The following is a 16,211-nucleotide window of genomic DNA, read 5'->3' on the forward strand; positions in this document are numbered from 1 at the left end:
AGGGACATGAGCTTCCTCTTCGATCCGAGCGACTCCCGCGCCACCCCGGTCATCGTCGGTCCCCCCGGCGGCCCCGGGGACGCGCCCCGCACCGACCCGGCGCACGAGCAGCTCGTCGCGGGGCTGAACCCCCAGCAGCGCGAGGCGGTCGAGTACCGCGGAGAGGCGCTGCTCATCGTCGCGGGTGCGGGCTCGGGCAAGACCAGCGTCCTCACCCGGCGCATCGCGAGCCTCCTGGGCAACGGCGAGGCCTGGCCGAGCCAAATCCTCGCGATCACGTTCACCAACAAGGCCGCGGCCGAGATGCGCGAGCGCGTCGAGAAGCTGGTGGGGCAGAGCGCCGAGGGGATGTGGATCTCGACGTTCCACTCCGCGTGCGTGCGGATCCTGCGCCGCGAGGCCGAGAACTTCGGCATGACCAAGTCGTTCACGATCTACGACTCGGGCGATCAGCGCGCCCTGCTCAAGCGCATTGTGAAGGACCTCGAGGCCGACTCGCTCGGGATCACCGTCGCGAGCGCCTCCGCGAAGATCTCCAAGCTCAAGAACGAGCTCGCCGACGTCGACTCCTATGCCCGCACCGCGAACCTCAGCGACCCGAACGAGGAGATGTTCCTCCAGGTCTTCCGGGCCTACTCGCGGGCGCTCGAGGGGGCGAACGCGTTCGACTTCGACGACCTGATCGCGCAGACCGTCTACCTCTTCCGCGCCTTCCCTCACGTCGCCGCGAAGTACCAGCGGCGCTTCCGCCACGTGCTGGTCGACGAGTACCAGGACACGAACCACGCCCAGTACTCGCTGATCCACGAGCTGACCCGGCCCGTGCCGCCGGCGACGATGGCCGCGGCGCAGTTCGACCGCCCCTACCGCGGACCGGTCACGGCCGACGGCTCCATCCCGGGGGCCTCGCTCACCGTCGTCGGCGACTCGGACCAGTCCATCTACGCGTTCCGCGGCGCCGACATCCGCAACATCGTCGAGTTCGAGCGCGACTTCCCGGGCTGCCGCGTGATCCTGCTCGAGCAGAACTACCGCTCGACGCAGAACATCCTCTCGGCGGCCAACGCCGTCATCTCGAACAACTTCGACCGTCGCGCGAAGAACCTCTGGTCCTCCAGCGGCGACGGGGAGAAGATCGTCGGCTACACCGGGTACTCGGGTCACGACGAGGCGCAGTTCGTGGTCGACGAGATCGCCCGCCTGCACGCGGCGGGCACCGGCTACGACGAGATCGCGGTCTTCTACCGCACCAACGCGCAGACCCGCGCGCTGGAGGAGATCTTCATCCGCTCCGCGCTGCCCTACCGGATCCTGGGCGGCACGAAGTTCTACGAGCGCGCCGAGATCAAGGACGCACTGGCGTACCTGATCACGGTGGCGAACCCGGCCGACGTGCTGGCGCTGCGGCGCATCATGAACACTCCGAAGCGGGGCATCGGCCCCGCGACGGAGGCGCAGCTGCAGTCGTTCGCCGACACCAACGCGGTGACCCTGCGGGAGGCGATGCGCAACGCCGGCTCGCTCGGGATGGGCCCGAAGGTGACGAAGGCGATCGTCGACCTCGCGACCCTCCTCGACGAGTGCGCGCTGATGCTCGACCCCGCACGGGAGGGCGGCGAGGCGAAGGTGCACGAGGTGCTGACGGCGCTCCTCACCCGCAGCGGCTACCTCGACATGCTCCGCGCCAGCCGCGACCCGCAGGACGAGGCCCGCGCCGAGAACGTCGACGAGCTCATCGCCGTCACCAAGGAGTTCGCGCGCAACAACCCGGACGGCGAGCTCGTGGACTTCCTCACCGAGGTCTCGCTGGTCGCCGCGGCCGACGACCTCGACGACGACTCCGGCACCGTCTCGCTGATGACGCTGCACACGGCGAAGGGCCTCGAGTACGACGCCGTGTTCCTCACCGGCATCGAGGAGGACCTGCTCCCGCACCGCATCTCGGCGAACGAGCCCGGCGGCCCGGCCGAGGAGCGGCGGCTGTTCTACGTGGGGATCACCCGGGCCCGCAAGCGCCTCTACCTCTCGCTCGCGATGACCCGCGCGCAGTACGGCGAGACGTCGGTCGCGATGCCGAGCCGGTTCCTGCAGGAGATCCCGGGAGAGCTGATCCAGTGGCGCCAGTCGCCCGGCGCGGCGACCTCGCGCGGCGGCACGCAGCCCCGGGCCCTGAACGCTCAGCGGCCCGGCTTCGGCAAGTCGCGATCGAACACCGAGTTCCGGGAGGCGCTCGCCGCGGCGCCGAAGGCCAAGGGCGAGTTCCCGAACCGGATCACCGGCATGGTGCGCGACAACGGCGACCTCGAGCTGATCGCGGGCGACCGCATCCGGCACACCGACTTCGGTGAGGGGCGCGTGAACGCGGTGACGGGCGAGGGCTCGAAGCGTGTCGCGCACGTGCTCTTCGACCAGGTGGGCGCGAAGAAGCTGCTGATCAAGGTCGCGCCGATCGAGAAGATCTAGTCCGGTGGCGGCCGGATCGGCGGCCGCGCGGCTCGCGACGGAGGTGTTCTCCCCGGCGGTCCTCGCGGTGCTCGTGCCGGTCGTGGTCGGCGCGCGCGTCGCGGATCCGCCCCTGCTCGGCGTCGCCTGGGGAGCGCTCGCGGCGCTCTTCGTCGGCGTGGTGCCCTACCTCGTCATCCGCCTGCTGATGCGCACCGGCCGGATCCACGGCGACCATCACGTGCCCGACCGGCGCGAGCGGGCGCTGCCGATCGCGCTGGCGCTGGTGTCGATCGCGGCCGGACTGGTGCTTCTCGCCGTGCTCGGCGCTCCTGCCGCGGTGACCACGTTCGGCGTGGTGACGGTGGCCGTGGTGCTCGCCGTCGGCGTGGTCAACCTGGTCTGGAAGCTGTCCGGGCACGCGGCGGTGGTCGCCACCTGCGCCGTCGTCGTGCTGATCGCCTACGGACCGCTCTCCCTGCTGATCAGCGTGCCCATCGTCCTCTGGGTGCTCTGGTCGAGGGTGCGCCTCGGTGCGCACACCCCCGCCCAGGTCCTCGCGGGCGCCGCCGTCGGCACCGTCCTCGCCGGGACCGTCTGGTCACTGCTCGGCTGACGTCCGTCCCTTCCCGTGTGCCCTCTGGTCGCCGTCCGCGAGATGCCGCTCCGGTGCGCGGCACGCCGTGGCGGGCTCACCCGAGTGGCATCTCGCGGAAGTGGTCAGCCTGCGTAGCGCGCGACGAGCTCCCGCTTGAGGATTTTGCCGCTGGGCCCGAGCGGGAGGGCGTCGACGAACTCGACGCGGCGGGGGAACTTGAAGGCGGCGAGGTGCTCGTTGGCGTAGGCGATCAGCTCCTCCGCGGTGGCGGTCGCCGACGGGGCGAGGATCACCGCGGCCATCACCTCCTGGCCGTGGCGCTCGTCCGGGATCCCGAAGACCGCCGCGTTCTGCACGGCCGGGTGCCCGATCAGCACCTCCTCGACCTCGCGCGGGTACACGTTGTAGCCGTTGCGGATGATCATGTCCTTCGTGCGGTCGAGGATGCGGATGTAGTCCTCCTCGTCCTTCGTGCCCAGGTCGCCGGTGCGGAACCAGCCGTCGATCACCGCCTCCGCGGTCGCCGCCGGGTTGCCGAGGTACCCCTTCATCAGGTTGTGCCCGCGCACCACGATCTCGCCGAGCTCGCCCCGGGGGAGCAGCTCGACGCGGTCGGTCACGTCGGGGCGGGCGACCTCGACCTCGACGCCCCAGATCGGCGTGCCGACCGTGCCCGGCCGCGGCGGGACTCCGACGTGGTTGAAGGTGGCGACCGGGGAGGTCTCGGTGAGCCCGTAGCCCTCGTAGATCTCGACGCCGAACACCTCGCGGAAGCGCTCGATCACGGCGACGGGCAGGGCGGCGCCTCCCGAGACCGCGTAGCGCAGCGGCGGCCGGTCCTCGCGCCGGGTCGCGGCGTCGAGCAGGGCGACGTACATCGTGGGCACGCCCTCGAAGACCGTGCAGCCGTGGGCGATCATCGCCTCGAGCGCGGCGTCGCCGTCGAACTTCGGCACCAGGACGACCGTCGCGGCGGTGCGGAAGGCCGTGTTCATCGCGCAGACCTGCCCGAAGGTGTGGAAGAGCGGCAGCGCCCCGAGCACCACGTCGCCGCGGTGCAGGTCGAACGTGTTCATCAGCAGCACGTCCGACTGTGAGACGATCGCGAAGTGCGTCCCCTCCGCCCCCTTCGGGCGGCCGGTGGTGCCGCTGGTGTAGAGGATCGTCGCCGTGTCGGAGGGGGAGCGGGGCACGTAGCCGTCGATCGGGGTCGCCTCCGCGGCGAGGTCCTCCAGGCGCGGTAGGGGCGAGGCGGTGCCGTCGGGCACCATCACGCTCAGCACGGGAACGTCTGCGAGGTCCGCTCCGGCGGCCCCCTCGGCGAGCAGCGGAGCGGCGCACACGAGCGCGACGGCTCCGGAGTCGCGCAGGACGTAGGCGATCTCGTCGTGCTTGAGCAGGGCGTGCACGGGGACCACCACGGCGCCGAGCGCGAGGACGGCGAAGTAGCCGCGGGGGAAGTCGGGGACGTTCGGGACGAGCAGGGCCACGCGGTCGCCCGGTCCGATCCCCTGGGCGCGCAGGGCTCCGGCGTAGGCACGGGTCTGCCGCCAGAGGGTCGCGTAGTCGACGGCCTGCTCGCCGACGCGGATGGCGATCGTGTCAGGGGTGCGCCGCGCCGCCTCCGCCAGGATGGCCGCGACGGAGAGGGTGCCGAAGCCGGCGGCGGGCGGGGGAGCGGCGGGGGCCTCGGCCGTGCGGGGTTCGGTGATGCTCATCAAGGCTCCAGTCGTCGTTGACCGCCGCGGCGGATGCCGGGTGCTTCACCGTAGATCCGCCGGGCGGCCGCGTCGAGCGATCCGCACCGGATGTTCAGCACGGACGGGCGGGGAGTGCGCATCCCGGCGCCGAGCGGAAGGGGGTGCGGGAGGCGCGGGCGGCTGCCTACAGTCGGACTGCTGCGGCCCGGTTCCGCGGGTCGGACGACGGGAGGCGCGATGCGCGGCGAGGCGACGCTCTACACGGATGCGGTGGTGACGGCTCCGTTCGCCCTCGCGGTGATCGCGGAGGCGACCGGCTCGCGCGTGGTCGGTGCGCGGACCGCGGACGCGCACGTTCCGCTCTACAGCGGTCCGACGAGCGCGCGGGTCGAGATCGCGGGGTTCGGCGACAGCGTGCCGGTCACCGTCGACGTGCGCGACGAGCGCGGGATCGACGAGGCGCGTGCGGCCGCGCAGGCGCTCGGGCTGGAGCTCGCCGCCTACGCGGGCTGGGAGGTCGTGGCCGGCTTCTGAGCGTCGCGTCGGACCCGGGCGAGGTAGTAGCGGCTGGGAGCCGTCCTCACGGTCGCGGGCAGCAGGCGGTAGACGGCGAAGGTGCGCGAGAGCGCCCGCTCGAACCGCGCCTCCTGCCGTGCGGTCCAGTGGAAGCCGAAGGGCTCGCGGAGCGCCGCCGGGAGCAGACCGGCGGTGATCAGGCGGAGGTAGGGGCCGAGCGGGCGCAGGTACCAGGCGGCGATGCTCGGGCCCAGCAGGTCGTGGGCGACCCGGCGGGCCGCGGGCGTGACCTCGAGGCGCTCCAGCTCCCGCTCCCAGTAGGCGTCGAACGCGGTGCGGGAGTCGGGCCAGAGGTCCGCGGGCATCTGCAGGGCCGCGCCGACGACGACGGAGCGGCGCACGATGTCGTCCGCCTCCTCCTCGCTCAGCGCGCCGAAGGCGCCTTCGTAGAGCTGCAGCATCGACTGGGTGAGCGTCGCTGCGACCCAGCGCTGCAGCTCCGGATCGAAGGCCGTGTAGCCGGGGCCGCGCACGGGCACGTGCGCCCTGTTCACGCGGCGGCGGACGGCGCGCACGTCCTCGGGAGTGCCGTAGTGCAGGACGTAGAGGTAGGAGAGCGTCCCGTGCAGGCGGTTCACGGCCCGGTGCACGAAGTCGGAGTGGTCGGCGACGCCCTGCCCGACCGCCGGGTGCGCGATCTGGAGGAGGATCGCGCGCGCGCCCGCCAGCAGGAACACGCCCTCGCGGAAGACGTCCGGGGTGCGGGAGGCCGACGACATGGCTCCACGCTACGCGGGAGCGGCCGGCGGAGGAGGAGCCGGTGCCCCCGGCGGGCGTACGGCGGGCGCGGAGCGACCGCACGGGAAGCCCCCGGCGGGTGCGGAGTAGACTCGGCGCGGCCCAGGGACAGTGCCGAGACTCCGGCGTCGTCCGGGCCACCTCGAACTCGAAACGCAAGCGCGCTCGGCGCGGAATGGGAATGCAGCGTGGATCTCTTCGAATACCAGGCCCGTGATCTGTTCGAGAAGTACGGCGTCCCCGTGCTCCCGGGCATCGTCGCCGACACGCCGGAGGAGGTGCGCGCCGCGGCGGAGAAGCTGGGCGGCGTCACCGTCGTCAAGGCGCAGGTCAAGATCGGCGGCCGCGGCAAGGCGGGCGGCGTGAAGGTCGCGAAGACCCCCGAGGACGCGTTCGCCGCGGCGCAGTCGATCCTCGGCCTCGACATCAAGGGCCACGTCGTCAAGCGCGTCATGGTCGCAGGCGGTGCGCGCATCGACCGCGAGTTCTACTTCTCGGTGCTGCTGGACCGGGCCAACCGCTCCTACCTCTCGCTCACCTCCTACGAGGGCGGCATGGAGATCGAGCAGCTCGCCGTCGAGCGCCCCGACGCCCTCGCGCGCGTCGAGGTCGTCCCCGGCCAGGGCATCGACCAGGCCAAGGCCGAGGAGATCGCCCGCGCGGCGAAGTTCCCGGAGGAGCTGATCGCCAAGGTCGCGCCCGTCCTGGTGAAGCTCTACGACGTCTACACCGGCGAGGACGCCACGCTCGTCGAGGTGAACCCGCTCGTGCTCACCGAGGAGGGCGACATCGTCGCGCTCGACGGCAAGGTCTCGCTCGACGAGAACGCCGGCTTCCGCCACGCGGACCACGCCGCGCTCGAGGACAAGGACGCCGCCGACCCGCTCGAGGCGAAGGCCAAGGAGAACGACCTCAACTACGTGAAGCTCGACGGCGAGGTCGGCATCATCGGCAACGGCGCGGGCCTGGTCATGTCGACCCTCGACGTCGTCGCCTACGCCGGAGAGAGGCACAACGGCGTGAAGCCGGCCAACTTCCTCGACATCGGCGGCGGAGCCTCCGCGCAGGTGATGGCGAACGGCCTCGACGTGATCCTCGGCGACGAGCAGGTCAAGAGCGTCTTCGTCAACGTCTTCGGAGGCATCACCGCGTGCGACGCGGTCGCCAACGGCATCCTCCAGGCGCTCGAGATCCTCGGCGACTCGGCCACGAAGCCGCTCGTCGTCCGCCTCGACGGCAACAAGGTCGAGGAGGGCCGCGCGATCCTCCAGGCCGCCGCCAACCCGCTCATCACGCTCGCCGCGACCATGGACGAGGGCGCCGACAAGGCCGCCGAACTCGCCGCCGCGTAACGGACCCGACGACTCAAGGAATCAGAGAACAAGCATGTCGATCTTCCTCACCAAGGACTCCAAGGTCATCGTCCAGGGCATCACCGGCGGCGAGGGCACCAAGCACACCGCGCTGATGCTCAAGGCCGGCACGAACGTGGTCGGCGGCGTCAACGCCCGCAAGGCCGGCACGACCGTCACCCACGGCGACGTCGAGCTCCCCGTCTTCGGCACCGTGAAGGAGGCGATGGAGGCCACCGGCGCCGACGTCTCCATCGCGTTCGTGCCGCCCGCCTTCTCGAAGGACGCCGTCATCGAGGCGATCGACGCCGAGATCGGCCTCCTCGTCGTCATCACCGAGGGCATCCCGGTGCAGGACTCCGCGGAGTTCTGGGCGTACGCGCAGGAGAAGGGGAACAAGACGCGGATCATCGGCCCCAACTGCCCCGGCATCATCACGCCGGGCGAGTCGCTCGTGGGCATCACCCCCGCGACGATCACCGGCAAGGGCCCGATCGGCCTCGTCTCGAAGTCGGGCACCCTGACCTACCAGATGATGTACGAGCTGCGCGACCTCGGCTTCTCGACCGCCATCGGCATCGGCGGCGACCCGATCATCGGCACGACCCACATCGACGCGCTCGCCGCGTTCGAGGCCGATCCCGAGACGAAGGCGATCGTGATGATCGGCGAGATCGGCGGCGACGCCGAGGAGCGCGCCGCGGACTTCATCAAGGCGAACGTCACGAAGCCCGTCGTCGGCTACGTCGCGGGCTTCACCGCCCCCGAGGGCAAGACGATGGGCCACGCCGGCGCCATCGTCTCCGGCTCGGCCGGGACCGCGCAGGCCAAGAAGGAGGCCCTCGAGGCCGCGGGCGTGAAGGTCGGCAAGACGCCGTCCGAGACGGCCGCCCTGCTCCGCGAGGTCTACGCGGCGCTCTAGCGCCCGTCCTCCCCGCACCACCGTCGGAACGGACGGTGCCCCTGCTCCGGCGGGCGGCGCCGTCCGTTCCGTCGTCGGGGCGGGTCCGGCCGGAGTAGCGTCGCAGCGTGACCCGCCGCCTCGGACTCGACCTGCTGACCTTCGTGCCGTACCCGGAGGGCCCCGAGCGGCCCGGCGACGCCGCGCGGAGCCTCGAGGACGGGCTGGCCCTGCTCGAGCTCGCCGAGGAGCTCGGCTACGGCACCGGCTGGGCCCGCGTGCGGCACTTCGAGCGCTACCTCGCGTCTCCGATGACCTTCTTCGCGGCCGCCTCCCAGCGGACCCGCCGCCTCCGCCTCGGGACCGCGGTCATCGGCGCCCGCTACGAGTCGCCCGTGCGCCTCGCCGAGGACGCCGCGACCGTGGACCTGCTCTCGGGCGGACGCCTCGACCTCGGCGTCAGCAGCGGCTTCGCGCATCTCTCCTCCGTCTTCGACGGGGTGTTCGGGCAGGCCGAGCGCGACTTCCGCGAGGAGGCGCAGGAGCGCATCGCGCGACTCCGCGAGGCGCTCTCGGGCGCCGTGCTCGGCGTCGCGGAGTCGGCCCTGATGTCGGTCCCGGTCGGCGCTCCGCTGGTTCAGCAGCCGCACGCGCCCGGCCTCGCCGACCGGCTCTGGTACGGGGCGGGAACGGTGTCCTCCGCGGTCCGGGCGGGCGAGCAGGGCATGCACCTGCAGGTGTCCACGCTCAACACGGAGGAGACGGGCCTGCCGTTCGCCGAGCAGCAGGCGGTGCAGATCCGTGCCTACCGCGAGGCCTTCGCCGCCGCGCACCCGGGGCGCACGTCCAGGGTGACGGCGGGCCGCATCGTGCTGCCGCTGCTCGACGCCGCCGACGAGGAGGCGCACCGCCCCTTCATCGAGGGCTACCTCGCGCGGATGGACGACGAGGGCCGCCCCCGCACGGCCGACCGGTCGATCATCGCCGCCCCGATGCGCTTCAGCCCCCTCCATGTCGGGAGCCCGGAGCGGATCGTCGCATCGCTCGCCGCGGATCCGGCGCTCGCGGAGGCGGACGCGCTCACGGTGACGCTCCCGGCGGTCGGCGGGGTGGAGTCGCACCGGCGCATCCTGCGCGCCGTCGCCGAGCGCATCGCCCCGCAGCTGGGCTGGACGCCCGGCGCCTGAGGATCAGCGCCGCGCGAGCAGTGCCCGGACGGGCCGCTGCAGCAGGAGCAGGAGCAGCCACCAGAGCCCGACCGACGGGACCAGCAGCGCCAGCGCCAGTGCGACGAGGAGCAGCGCGAAGGGCAGCAGGGCGGGCGCGAGCGGCAGGGGCCCTGCGCCGGGCCGCCTGAGCTCCGGGTGCCGGGAGAGGCGCAGCTCGATCAGGACCAGCGCCCCGCTCATCGCGGCCATCGTGCCGATGTAGAGCCCGATCGTCGCCCGGGAGTCCGGGAACAGCGCCAGCGCGCTCGTCGAGAACGGGAAGAACGCCAGCGCGGCCAGCCAGAGCAGGTCCAGCCACACCAGGGCGCCGTCGTAGTCCCCGGCGATCTCGAAGACGCGGTGGTGGGGGATCCAGAAGACGGCGATGACCGCGAAGGAGAGCGCGAAGGCGAGGACCGAGTCCAGGTGCTCCGCGAGCAGCGCCGGGACTCCGCCGCCCTCCCGGGCGACCTCGGGAGCCAGCTGCACCAGCGGCAGGACGAGGACGGTGATGGCGATGGCGGCGGTCGCGTCCGAGAAGTTGACGAGCCGGTCGAGCCCGCGCTCCGTCCGGCGGTGGGCCGCGCGTCCCCCGGGGCGCCCGCGGTGCACCAGGCGCTCGATCGGACCCGAGAGCAGGAGCAGCAGGAGCGCGAACATGTTGACGGCCGGCACCGCGACGGCGAGCACGAGGGCCGCGAGGAGGACGCTGATCACGATCAGCGACCTCGAGAGGGAGCGCCGCGGCTCCGCCCCCGGGGCCAGGAGATCCGGATCGCGGCGCACGATGAGCTGCATCGCGAGGGTCGCCGCGCTCGCCGCGATCATCGTGCCGATGTAGAGCGCGATGACGCTGCCGTCGGTGTCGAGCACGTTCGAGATCAGGTTCGCCGCGAAGGGGAGCAGGACGACCGCGGCCAGCCAGACGAAGTTCGCGACGACGAGCGCGGGCGAGTACCGGGCCACGCCCTCGAAGACGGAGTGGTGGACCGCCCAGAGCCGCCCGATCACGGCGAACGTGATGAAGAAGGCGGAGAGGGTGCCGTAGTGCCCGGTGAGGAGGGACCCCAGATCGGCCGCGCGGCCCTCCTCGACCACGTCGACCAGGGGGAGGACGAGGAACGTGATGGCGATGGCGACGACGGCGTCGGAGAAGTTCACGAGGCGGTCCAGGCCGCGCTCCGTCCGTGCGTCCGAGGTTCCCGTCATGGCTCCGACACTAGAGGGCCGGGCGGCGCGCCCCTGACCCGCCTCCGAGCGCGCCGCCGCTAGGCTCGTCAGGCCCATGAACCGGATCACCGTCGCCCTCCTCGCCGCCTTCGACGCCGCGCTGTCGGCGCTGATCGGGATCGCGATCCCGCTCGTCCCGCTGACCGTCCTCTGGGCCGTGCAGTACGACACGACGGTCGACTTAGACGTGTTCTGGCGGGTCGCCGCCGACGCCTGGCTGCTCGGCCACGGGGCCGACCTGCAGGCGGCGCTGGCCCCCGACTCCGCCCTCGCCGTCGCGCTGCCCGGAGGCGCGGACGCCTTCCCGGTGACGATCGCTCCGCTGGCCTTCGCGCTCCTCACCGTGCTGCTCGGCGCGCGCACCGGCCGCCGCGCCCAGGAGTCGCCGTTCCGGGCCATCGGCGTCCTCGTCGCGATCGCGACCTACCTGGCGATCGCGCTCCTGGTCTCGCTCGGATCCGCGGACCCGGCCGCCACCGTCGATCCCCTGCAGGGGACGCTGCTGCCGCCGCTCGTCTTCGCGCTGGGGGTGCTCGTCGGAGCAGCGCTCCACTCCGCCCGCAGCGACGAGGCCGACCCCCTCGGCGAGCTGGCCGCCTCCGCGCTCGACCGCGTCCCCGCGCCGGGGCCCGGGCTCGTCCTCGCGTCGCTGCGCGGGGGAGTGCTCGCCGCGGCCGGCGTGGTCGGAGTCGCGGCGGTGCTCGTCGCCGTGCTGCTGGTCGTGCACTACACCTCGGTCGTCGCGCTCTACGAGAGCCTCGGCGCCGAGGCGCTCGGCGGCCTGGCCCTCACTCTCGGGCAGCTCGCGTTCCTCCCGAACCTGGTGATCTGGGCGGCGAGCTGGCTGATCGGCCCGGGCTTCGCCCTCGGCACCGGCTCCTCCGTGAGCGCGGCCGGAACGCTGCTCGGACCGATCCCGTCGATCCCGGTCCTCGCCGCACTGCCCGCAGGGGACTCGGCCTTCGGCTTCCTCGGGCTGCTCGTGCCGCTGCTCGCCGGGTTCGCCGCGGGATGGCGGCTGCGGCGCGGCGTGATCGAGGCGCTCGACGGACGCTCGCTTCTGCGCTGGGGCGCGGCCGCGGCCGGCGGGATCGGCGTGGTCGGCGGCCTGCTGCTCGGGCTCCTCGCCTGGTTCTCGGCGGGCGCCGCCGGGCCCGGGCGGCTCGCCCAGGTGGGCCCGGACCCGCTCGTCGTCGGGGCGGTCGCCGCCCTCGAGCTCGCGCTGGCCGCGGGCCTGGGCCTCGCCGCGGGCCGCAGCCGACGCGGCTGACGCCGGCGGAGGCGTCCCCCTAGACTTGCGCAGTGCTGAAGTTGGTCGTGCTCCTCTCCGGCGGCGGATCGAACCTCCGCGCCCTGCTGGACGCCACCGGCGACGAGGGCTTCCCCGCCCGCATCGTCGCGGTCGGCAGCGACACCGACGCCGAGGGCTTCCGCCACGCCGAGGAGCGCGGAGTCCCCGCCTTCACGGTCGCGCCGCGCGACTTCTCCTCCCGCGACGAGTGGGGCGCCGCCCTGCTCGGGCGCATCCGGGAGTGGGAGCCCGACCTCGTCGTCTGCGCGGGCTTCATGCGCATCCTGCCGCCCGTGGTGGTGGACGCGCTCAGCCCGCGGATGATCAACACCCATCCCGCCCTGCTGCCCCTCTTCCCCGGCGCCCACGCCGTCCGCGACGCCCTCGCCGCCGGCGCGACCGAGACCGGCGTCACCGTGCACGTGATCGACACCGGCGTCGACACGGGCCCCGTCATCGCCCAGGAGAGCCTCGCCGTGCTCCTCGGCGAGAGCGAGGACGCGCTGCACGAGCGCATCAAGACCATCGAGCGTCGCCTGCTGGTGCAGACGGTGCTCGACATCGCCCACGGAACCGTCGACCTCGAGGAGCTCGCCCGCGCATGAGCATCACCGCCCACGACCCCAGCAGCTACGTCAACCGCGACCGGGTCCCCGTCCGCCGGGCGCTGATCTCGGTCAGCGACAAGACCGGCCTGCTCGAGCTCGGAGCGGCGCTCGCCGCGGCCGGCGTCGAGCTCGTCTCCACCGGCTCGACCGCAGCGACCCTCCGCGGCGCCGGCCACGAGGTCACCGACGTCTCGGCCGTCACCGGGTTCCCTGAGTCGCTCGACGGCCGCGTGAAGACGCTGCACCCGGCCGTGCACGCGGGCATCCTCGCCGACCTGAGGCTCGCCTCGCACCGCGAGCAGCTGGAGCAGCTCGACATCGCCGCGTTCGAGCTGGTCGTGGTGAACCTGTACCCGTTCCGCGAGACCGTCGCCGGCGGCGCCGACGCGGCGACCGTGGTCGAGAACATCGACATCGGGGGCCCGGCCCTCGTCCGCGCCTCCGCGAAGAACCACGCGAACGTCGCGATCGTCGTCGATCCGGCCGACTACTCCGGGATCGCGACCGCCCTCGCCGACGGCGGCACGACGCTCGCCGCGCGCCGCACCCTGGCGGCCCGCGCCTTCGCGCACACCGCCTCCTACGACTCCGCCGTCGCCGCCTGGTTCGCCGGGCAGGAGGCGGCCGAGGGCGTCGAGGGCTCGGTCGAGATCCGCGGGACCCTGCAGCAGGTCCTCCGCTACGGCGAGAACTCGCACCAGAAGGCGGCCCTCTACGTCTCGCCCGACGGCACCGGCATCGCGCAGGCGACGCAGCTGCACGGCAAGGAGATGTCCTACAACAACTACGTCGACGCCGACGCGGCCGTCCGCGCGGCGTACGACTTCGTACTGCCCGCCGTCGCGATCATCAAGCACGCGAACCCGTGCGGCATCGCGATCGCGAGCTCGAAGGCGATCGACCCCATCGCCTCCGCCCACCGCCGCGCCCACGAGTGCGACCCGGTGTCGGCCTTCGGCGGCGTCATCGCCGCGAACCGGCCCGTCACCCTCGCCATGGCCGAGACGGTGAAGGAGATCTTCACCGAGGTGCTCGTCGCCCCCGGCTTCGAGCCCGAGGCGCTCGAGGTGCTGAAGACCAAGAAGAACCTGCGCCTGCTGCAGCTCCCCGACTTCTACGCCCCCGTCGAGCGCGAGTTCAAGCAGATCTCCGGCGGCCTGCTGCTGCAGGAGCCGGACCGCTTCATCGGCGGCCCCGGCGAGGTCAGCTCCGGCTGGCAGCTCGTCGCCGGCGAGCCCGCCGACGCAGACACGATGCTCGACCTCGAGTTCGCGTGGAAGGCCTGCCGCGCCGTCAAGTCGAACGCGATCCTCCTCGCCAAGGGCGGCGCCTCCGTCGGCGTCGGCATGGGCCAGGTCAACCGCGTCGACTCCTGCCACCTCGCCGTCACCCGCGCCGGCGACCGCGCCCCCGGCTCCGTCGCCGCCTCCGACGCGTTCTTCCCCTTCGCCGACGGCCTCGAGGTGCTCCTCGCCGCCGGCGTGAAGGCCGTCGTCCAGCCCGGCGGCTCCGTCCGCGACGCCGAGGTCATCGACGCGGCCGCTCGCGCCGGCGTCACGATGTACACGACGGGGGAGCGGCACTTCTTCCACTGAGTGACGGGCGCGGAGCGCCCGTCACTCGGTGGAAGAAGTGGTGTTCGATCTCCCCGCCGCTCCCTGCGCGGCGGGGCGCGGTCGGCTCGGCGACGGGGTGCGTTCCGTAGAGCGGGGTGCGTCGCCGGTCGCGGGAATCGCTTGGCACGCGATTCCCGCTGAACCGGCTCTGCCTTGCGGTGCTCGTCTTCCCCGCCGCTCCCTGCGCGGCGGGGCGCGGTCGGCTTCGCGACGGGGTGCGTTCCGTAGAGCGGGTAGCGTCGCCGACCGCGTGAATCGCTTGGCACGCGATTCCCGCTGAGTCGGCTCTGCCTTGCGGTGGGCGGTTTCCCGGCCGCTCCTCGCGCGGCGGGGCGTGGTCGGTGCCACGACGTGAGGCTTTCCATGGAGTGGGGGCGTCGCCGGTCACGGGAATCGCTTGGCACGCGATTCCCGGTGAAACCGCTCTGCCGTGCGGTGGGCGGCTCTTAGGGGGCTGCTAGGGGATCGACAGGCGAGGCGCGGGCGGGGGCGCGTAGGGTCGCCGGGTGCCTTCCGACTCGACGCCCGCGTCCACTCCCGACACCCCGACCGCAGCGACCACCACCGCCCCGAACCGGGACCGCGCGCCCGGGACGGGCCGCCGGATCCTCGTCGCGCTGCTCGCCGCCGCGGCGACCGCGCTCGTGGCGCACCTCGCCAACCTGCTGGCCTTCTTCATCGGCAACCAGCTGCAGCCCGGCTCCATCCCGCAGGTCAACGCCTACTTCCTGCTCTCGAGCGTGCTCGGCTTCGTGGTCGTCCTCGTCCTCGCCGTCGCGGGGATGCTCGGACGCACCTGGAGCGCCGCCCTCGCGGGACTCGTCGCGGGCGTGGTCGGAGCCGTGTTCGGCACGCTCGTCCAAGCCAGCGCCACCGGCGAGGCCGTCACGGGCGCCGTCTGGGCCTCCATCTTCCAGACCTTCGCCGGACTCAACCTCGTCTTCCTGCTCGCGTTCACCGTCTCGGCAGCGAGCGTCGGCCACACGCTCTGGAACCGCCTCCGCACCACGGGCGCTCCGGCCGCCGTCGTCACCGACCGCCGCATCGCGATCGTCCGGGCCCCGGCCGCCGACCTCTCGGCGGGCGAGCTCACCCACCTCGAGCGCGTCCCCGTCGACCAGCAGCGCGCCCAGCAGCAGTGGGAGGCGTACGTCGACCTGCTCGAGCGGGCCGGCTGGGAGACGGTCGAGGCCGCACCGGCGCCCGGACTCGCCGACTCCGTCTTCCTCGAGGACGCGGTCGTCGTCTTCGGCGACCACGCCGTGATCGCCCGGTCCGGAGCGGAGTCCCGCCGTGGAGAGACGGCAGGCGCCGAGGAGGCCGTCCGCGCCCTCGGCCTGACGGTCGACCGCATCGAGGAGCCGGGCACGCTCGACGGCGGCGACGTCCTCAAGGTGGGATCGACGGTCTACGTCGGCCGCGGAGGCCGGACCGACGCGGCGGGGGTCGCCCAGCTGCGCGCGATCCTCCGCCCCCGCGGGTACGACGTCGTCGCGGTCCCGCTGACGAAGGTGCTGCACCTCAAGAGCGCCGTGACCGCGCTGCCCGACGGCACGGTCATCGGCTGGGAGCCGGTCGTCGACGAGCCGCGCCTGTTCCCCTCCTTCCTGCCGATGCCTGAGGAGGCGGGCGCCCACGTGGTCGTCCTCGACGACGACACCCTCCTGATGGCCGCCTCCGCTCCCCGGAGCGCCGAGCTGCTGCGGAGCCTGGGCTACCGCGTCCTCACCGTGGACGTCTCGGAGTTCGAGAAGCTCGAGGGCTGCGTCACCTGCCTCTCGGTCCGCGTCCGCTGACGGCGGAGGCGGGGGAACCGCCGGATCGCGGCGGCCGCTGGACGGAGCACATAGCCGGGGTATAGCCTTCAAGGCTGCCCGGAGCTCTCCGGCCCGGTGGCACCTCCCGCCTCCCCGCCCACCCGGCAGAGGAGGCCCCGCCCTCGTCGCGAAAG

The 16,211-nt window shown here is 72.9% G+C and carries 13 protein-coding genes; 10 read left to right on the plus strand and 3 right to left on the minus strand.

The features are described from left to right. The first annotated feature begins 6 nt into the window (after positions 1-6). Positions 7-2,463, plus strand: coding sequence for an ATP-dependent helicase (locus C5C55_RS12825; RefSeq protein WP_104234173.1), 2,457 nt, complete (start codon positions 7-9; stop codon positions 2,461-2,463). A 4-nt stretch (positions 2,464-2,467) separates the two neighbouring features. After that, the gene (locus C5C55_RS12830; RefSeq protein ID WP_104227299.1) at positions 2,468-3,058 is read left to right on the plus strand and encodes a phosphatase PAP2 family protein; all 591 of its coding nucleotides are present in this window, start codon (positions 2,468-2,470) and stop codon (positions 3,056-3,058) included. A gap of 104 nt (positions 3,059-3,162) precedes the next feature. Here C5C55_RS12830 and C5C55_RS12835 read toward each other — a convergent pair whose 3' ends face one another. Further along, positions 3,163-4,758 carry a long-chain fatty acid--CoA ligase gene (locus tag C5C55_RS12835; RefSeq protein ID WP_104234174.1) on the minus strand — a complete coding sequence of 532 codons (1,596 nt, stop codon included), beginning with the start codon at positions 4,756-4,758 and terminating at the stop codon, positions 3,163-3,165. Positions 4,759-4,977: 219 nt separating this feature from the next. Between C5C55_RS12835 and C5C55_RS12840 the strand changes: the two genes are divergently transcribed. Continuing rightward, positions 4,978-5,274, plus strand: a complete 297-nt coding sequence (locus C5C55_RS12840) for a hypothetical protein (protein ID WP_104224926.1) — start codon at positions 4,978-4,980, stop codon at positions 5,272-5,274. Here C5C55_RS12840 and C5C55_RS12845 read toward each other — a convergent pair. Then, entirely contained in the window at positions 5,241-6,035 is a 795-nt protein-coding gene (locus tag C5C55_RS12845; protein ID WP_104234175.1) for an oxygenase MpaB family protein, read from the minus strand. The genes C5C55_RS12840 and C5C55_RS12845 overlap by 34 nt on opposite strands. A gap of 207 nt (positions 6,036-6,242) precedes the next feature. Here C5C55_RS12845 and sucC point away from each other — a divergent pair, with 207 nt between their 5' ends. The 3 genes from sucC to C5C55_RS12860 all read left to right on the plus strand — a co-directional run bounded on the left by sucC (position 6,243) and on the right by C5C55_RS12860 (position 9,494). Further along, positions 6,243-7,406 carry an ADP-forming succinate--CoA ligase subunit beta gene (gene sucC, locus C5C55_RS12850; protein ID WP_104224928.1) on the plus strand — a complete coding sequence of 388 codons (1,164 nt, stop codon included), beginning with the start codon at positions 6,243-6,245 and terminating at the stop codon, positions 7,404-7,406. A gap of 34 nt (positions 7,407-7,440) precedes the next feature. Further along, positions 7,441-8,328 carry a succinate--CoA ligase subunit alpha gene (gene sucD / locus C5C55_RS12855; RefSeq protein ID WP_104224929.1) on the plus strand — a complete coding sequence of 296 codons (888 nt, stop codon included), beginning with the start codon at positions 7,441-7,443 and terminating at the stop codon, positions 8,326-8,328. A 107-nt stretch (positions 8,329-8,435) separates the two neighbouring features. Then, positions 8,436-9,494, plus strand: a complete 1,059-nt coding sequence (locus C5C55_RS12860) for an LLM class flavin-dependent oxidoreductase (protein WP_104234176.1) — start codon at positions 8,436-8,438, stop codon at positions 9,492-9,494. Positions 9,495-9,497: 3 nt separating this feature from the next. On the opposite strand, the gene C5C55_RS12865 is transcribed toward C5C55_RS12860, so the two are convergent. Beyond that, a complete protein-coding gene (locus C5C55_RS12865) occupies positions 9,498-10,724 on the minus strand; it encodes a TMEM175 family protein (RefSeq protein ID WP_181067853.1) in 1,227 nt (408 codons plus the stop codon). A gap of 76 nt (positions 10,725-10,800) precedes the next feature. On the opposite strand from C5C55_RS12865, the gene C5C55_RS12870 reads away from it, so the two are divergent. The 4 genes from C5C55_RS12870 (at position 10,801) to ddaH (ending at position 16,056) form a co-directional block, all read left to right on the plus strand. Further along, positions 10,801-12,015: a DUF6350 family protein gene (locus C5C55_RS12870; RefSeq protein WP_104234178.1), complete on the plus strand. Its 1,215-nt coding sequence runs from the start codon at positions 10,801-10,803 to the stop codon at positions 12,013-12,015. Positions 12,016-12,047: 32 nt separating this feature from the next. Continuing rightward, positions 12,048-12,641, plus strand: coding sequence for a phosphoribosylglycinamide formyltransferase (gene purN / locus C5C55_RS12875; protein WP_104234179.1), 594 nt, complete (start codon positions 12,048-12,050; stop codon positions 12,639-12,641). Next, the gene (gene purH / locus C5C55_RS12880) at positions 12,638-14,239 is read left to right on the plus strand and encodes a bifunctional phosphoribosylaminoimidazolecarboxamide formyltransferase/IMP cyclohydrolase (protein WP_104234180.1); all 1,602 of its coding nucleotides are present in this window, start codon (positions 12,638-12,640) and stop codon (positions 14,237-14,239) included. The genes purN and purH overlap by 4 nt, the downstream gene beginning before the upstream one ends. A gap of 527 nt (positions 14,240-14,766) precedes the next feature. Then, positions 14,767-16,056: a dimethylargininase gene (ddaH, locus tag C5C55_RS16975; protein WP_104234181.1), complete on the plus strand. Its 1,290-nt coding sequence runs from the start codon at positions 14,767-14,769 to the stop codon at positions 16,054-16,056. Positions 16,057-16,211: the final 155 nt, after the last annotated feature.

The sequence above is a fragment of the Rathayibacter sp. AY1C2 genome, from assembly GCF_002931195.1.
Lineage (GTDB): Bacteria > Actinomycetota > Actinomycetes > Actinomycetales > Microbacteriaceae > Rathayibacter.

Coding starts and splice junctions, on each gene's coding strand:
- C5C55_RS12825 (WP_104234173.1), top strand. CDS start 7: ATGAGCTTCCTCTTCGATCCGAGCGACTCCCGCGCCACCCCGGTCATC.
- C5C55_RS12835 (WP_104234174.1), bottom strand. CDS start 4,758: ATGAGCATCACCGAACCCCGCACGGCCGAGGCCCCCGCCGCTCCCCCG.
- C5C55_RS12840 (WP_104224926.1), top strand. CDS start 4,978: ATGCGCGGCGAGGCGACGCTCTACACGGATGCGGTGGTGACGGCTCCG.
- C5C55_RS12845 (WP_104234175.1), bottom strand. CDS start 6,035: ATGTCGTCGGCCTCCCGCACCCCGGACGTCTTCCGCGAGGGCGTGTTC.
- sucD (WP_104224929.1), top strand. CDS start 7,441: ATGTCGATCTTCCTCACCAAGGACTCCAAGGTCATCGTCCAGGGCATC.
- C5C55_RS12865 (WP_181067853.1), bottom strand. CDS start 10,724: ATGACGGGAACCTCGGACGCACGGACGGAGCGCGGCCTGGACCGCCTC.
- C5C55_RS12870 (WP_104234178.1), top strand. CDS start 10,801: ATGAACCGGATCACCGTCGCCCTCCTCGCCGCCTTCGACGCCGCGCTG.
- purH (WP_104234180.1), top strand. CDS start 12,638: ATGAGCATCACCGCCCACGACCCCAGCAGCTACGTCAACCGCGACCGG.